Source organism: Mesobacillus sp., assembly GCF_049588175.1.
Classification (GTDB): Bacteria; Bacillota; Bacilli; order Bacillales; family Cytobacillaceae; genus Mesobacillus.
The window spans coordinates 1-3,002 of the sequence record NZ_JBAVFI010000602.1 but is presented as its reverse complement, the minus strand read 5'-3'; the positions used below and the strand labels follow the sequence as shown (position 1 = coordinate 3,002).

The following is a 3,002-nucleotide window of genomic DNA, read 5'->3' as shown; positions in this document are numbered from 1 at the left end:
GCGGATGGCGCGATGGGCGATGTTGACTTCTCACTTGAAGACTATCACGCCGATGGAGATCGCCACCTGACACGCTATAACGCAAACAAAATTGACCTTAACCGCGAACACGATAAAGAAACGAGCGAGATGCAGCCTGAAATTAGGTCACTGCACGAAAATGTCTTTGCCAAGTATGAAATCGATTATATGATCGATCTGCACCACCAGGGTACCCTCAGCGAGACGGAAGGTGAGCTTGTTTCAGGCTCCATCCTTTATCCTACGAGTCCGAATGTAAAGCCAGAGGTGCTTGAAGGCTCCAAAAAGCTGGGTGCAGTAGTCTATAACACTCTCGAAGATACCGGCTGGGGCCATATCGGCAAATATGCCGGCGGCAATACAGACAACATCGGACGCAACGGAGCCGCCGTCCGTTACGACATCTCAACCCTTTTATTCGAAATGCGCGGCATGTCCGACCATTATATCGAATCCTATGCATTAGGCCAAAAGAGCAATGGCTATCTGATCAAGCAGACCATAACGACACTTGATGCAACGGTAAGAGCCATCGCCGATGATTCAATTGAAACAGCGGACACAAGCTTCTGGGATACGCTTCCTACACAGAAGAGCAGACAGGGCGAGGAAGCGGACGAGTAATAAAAAGAGCAGTGTGATTTTAAAAGTCACACTGCTTCTTTCTTTCAGAGCTGAGATGATCCAAGTAGCAATTTTCAGCTTGGCCGACAATCATCCATCAGGTCAACTGCTTTCTTTTATTTTTGTCCCTGTACATATTTCGATCAGCTTGAGAGAACAAATCTGTCATTAATCCGAGTGAGGTTGGCGAAAAGACGCAGCCTATTGACAGCTTTATCATTATCTCAGCTTCATTTTTATTATAGTCCTCTATTCTTCTTACAAGGTTATGAACGAATTGAGTTAGCTCTTCTTGTGTAATGCCTGGTGCCAGGAGTACGAATTCATCTCCCCCAAGCCTCGCTACAGTCATCCCATCCTCGGAGATTTGATCCAGTAATCCTGCCGCTTCTTTAAGTAATTTATCTCCATACTTATGACCAAAGCTGTCGTTTATATTTTTTAGATCATCCAAATCACATAATATGATTCCAATGGATGTGTCCATTTTCTCGTTATATGTTAAAAAGCGTGATTCGAAATAAGCCCGATTGTAAATACCAGTCAATGAATCATGATTAAGTTGATATTCTAATTCCTGCTGAAGTTTGACCTTATCATCAATATTCCTCAGTACTCCTTGAAGAGCGACCAACTTCCCATTTTGATAGATGGGCGTTGCATATTCCTCAAACCATCTGTATTCCCCATTTTTATCGAGCCATCGCTGGACGATCCCCTTGTTAAAATCGAGCTCACCGTTGATTTTTTTGATCAGAATTTCATAGTCATCAGGATGGACATCATTAAAGGGCACATCAGGATCTTTAAAGGCACGCTCAATAGACCCTTCTCCGAAAAAATGTTCCGCAGATGGACTGAGATACTGATATCCCATTGTAGGATAAAGCTGATAATAATAAATAAAATCCTTTGTATTCTCAACAACATGGATGAAATTATCATGCATTTCCTTTAAATTTCTCTCTCTTTTTTTCCACCTGTAAAAGAACAAAGAAATAACAATAATCCCAACTACAATTCCTGTGCCGAAGCCTGATATAAAGTACGGTTGTATCATACACTGACCTTCTTCTATTATTTTCCTTCACCTAAATTTTACAGTAGGGGAATGGGACAAACAAGCATCTATATGTTTGCTTTTTCAAAAACAATAGCACCATTCGGCCAGTTGATCAGGCAAACTGCACTCTTTCTGAGCAGTAACTCATTTTTTAAGCAGCGTGATTATTTCTTTGCACCTCTTCAATATCCTACATCCTCTTTTAAAATTGTCTTAAAATGTACATTGGATATTTGCACATCTTTACATGAAAATAGAACTGAAAGGAAGTGGACCATGTTTATAAATAACCGCTCAAAATCAGATGAATTGAGGAAGTTGGATGCACTGAACCCTCGAATGGATTTTACGGAAAAAGAAAAGCAGTATCATCTTTATCTGGAGAAAGGATATGAAGGAGAAATTTTATTTGATGCAAGGTTGGATCAGTTAGAAAATGAAAACCTCATCCTAAGGGACCTGCTTTTCGAAGTTAACAATACGACGTTCCAAATCGATACACTGCTCATTATCCAAGACACTGTGTCTCTTTTTGAAGTAAAAAACTATGAAGGTGATTATTATTATGATGGTGACCTCTTTAAGACAATGGCTGGAACAGAACTCAAGGATCCTCTCCTACAACTAAAAAAAAGTGAATCATTACTAAGACAAATGCTGAAAAGACTCGGATCTCATTTCATCCTGGAAGCTTACATTATTTTTATTAATCCCGAGTTCGCGTTATTCCAGGCTCCCCTTAATCCACCAATCATACTCCCCAATCAATTGAACCGATTCATGAAAAAACTAAATACCAAACCTTCAAAATTAAATAGTCAGCATACAAGATTAGCGGAAAAATTATTGTCATTGAATATAACAGTTTCCCGTTTTTCGCGAGTACCCAAGTATGAATATGGACTGCTGCGGAAAGGGGTATTTTGTCCAGATTGTAAAGAAATTTATACGGAATACAAACAGAAGAAATTCACCTGCACACATTGTCATGCCAAGGAGAGTGTTGAAGATGCCTTGATGCGAACCGTTGAAGAATATCGACTACTTTTTCCTGAGAGGAAGATTACCACTACCGCTATTTATGAATGGTGTAATCCGGTATTGCCTGCAAAAATGATCAGAAGACTTCTCACAAATAATCTGCAATCCATTGGGGAGTTTAATACACGTTATTACCAATGAGCGAATAAATTTATCTCAGGATCATTCATTCCGCTTCTGTTACCCTTTTTGGTAGTACCTCTCCATTCCGGGCACAGCTTCCCTATTTCTGTTACCCTTTTTGAGACTACCG

The 3,002-nt window shown here is 40.1% G+C and carries 2 protein-coding genes and 1 pseudogene; 2 read left to right on the top strand and 1 reads right to left on the bottom strand.

The genetic code is table 11. The features are described 5' to 3' along the window. A pseudogene (locus WB217_RS14635) lies at positions 1-645 on the top strand (carboxypeptidase); the annotation flags it as partial. A 97-nt stretch (positions 646-742) separates the two neighbouring features. Here WB217_RS14635 and WB217_RS14630 read toward each other — a convergent pair. Next, the gene (locus WB217_RS14630) at positions 743-1,705 is read right to left on the bottom strand and encodes a sensor domain-containing diguanylate cyclase (RefSeq protein WP_423993970.1); all 963 of its coding nucleotides are present in this window, start codon (positions 1,703-1,705) and stop codon (positions 743-745) included. Between the two features lie 342 nt (positions 1,706-2,047). On the opposite strand from WB217_RS14630, the gene WB217_RS14625 reads away from it, so the two are divergent. Then, positions 2,048-2,890, top strand: a complete 843-nt coding sequence (locus tag WB217_RS14625; protein WP_423993968.1) for a nuclease-related domain-containing protein — start codon at positions 2,048-2,050, stop codon at positions 2,888-2,890. The last annotated feature ends 112 nt before the right edge of the window (positions 2,891-3,002 follow it).